The sequence below is a fragment of the Streptococcus oralis genome, from assembly GCF_001075875.1.
Lineage (GTDB): Bacteria > Bacillota > Bacilli > Lactobacillales > Streptococcaceae > Streptococcus > Streptococcus oralis_I.
The window spans coordinates 1-564 of the sequence record NZ_JUOS01000154.1 but is presented as its reverse complement, the minus strand read 5'-3'; the positions used below and the strand labels follow the sequence as shown (position 1 = coordinate 564).

Genomic DNA, 564 nt, shown 5'->3' with positions numbered 1-564 from the left:
AAGACTCAGGATGCGGTAGACAAAGCCTTGCAAGCAGCTCTAACTTCTATCAACCAACTTCAAGCGACTCCGAAAGAGGAACCAAAACCAGAGCAGCCAGCCCAACCAGAAGAGCCTAACTATGATAAGGCCATGGCAAGTTTGGCAGAGGCCATTCAAAACAAGACCAAAGAACTGGGTGATGATAAGGAAGCTAAGAAGAAACTAGTCGAGTTATCCGAGCAAGCTCTTGCTGCTATCGAAGCAGCTAAGACACAGGATGCAGTAGACAAAGCCTTACAAGCAGCTCTAACTTCTATCAATCAACTCCAAGCGACTCCAAAAGAGGAACCAAAACCAGAGCAACCAGTTCAACCAGAAGAGCCTAAGATTGACTATGATAAGGCCATGGCAAGTTTGGCAGAGGCTATTCAAAACAAGACTAAGGAATTAGGTAGCGATAAAGAAGCTAAGAAGAAACTAGTCGAGTTATCAGAGCAAGCCATCGCAGCGATCGAAGCAGCCAAGACTCAGGATGCGGTAGACAAAGCCTTGCAAGCAGCTCTAACTTCTATCAACCAACTT

The 564-nt window shown here is 45.7% G+C and carries 1 pseudogene; it reads left to right on the top strand.

The features are described from left to right. Positions 1 to 564, top strand: a pseudogene (locus ADM33_RS11775) (DUF1542 domain-containing protein); the annotation flags it as partial.